Below are 237 nucleotides of genomic sequence, written 5' to 3' on the forward strand. Positions count from 1 at the left end.
TGCCAATGTTTCGACAAATGGAATTGTAAGTGACTCAAATTCTAATGGAAATTGCGAGAGAACTGCATGCCCAAAAACCTCTGCTGTGATCGCTGTGCCGTCGGAGATGTAAAATACCTTTGGTGTCATACTGACCTCTTGTAGTAATAAAATTACAAATAAAATTATAGATTTACGCTTCTTCAGCGGGAGTGTAAAATGCCGCTGCCCTCGTGTGAAGGGGCCACTGAAATAAAC

1 protein-coding gene is annotated in these 237 nt (G+C 41.4%); it reads right to left on the reverse strand.

Annotated features, from left to right (window positions below):
- A partial coding sequence (locus tag B4920_RS29300; RefSeq protein WP_161493403.1) for a kinase/pyrophosphorylase occupies nucleotides 1-129 on the reverse strand: 129 nt, incomplete at its 3' end.
- Between the last annotated feature and the right edge of the window lie 108 nt (nucleotides 130-237).

The organism is Zoogloea sp. LCSB751, from assembly GCF_002028455.1.
GTDB lineage: Bacteria > Pseudomonadota > Gammaproteobacteria > Burkholderiales > Rhodocyclaceae > Zoogloea.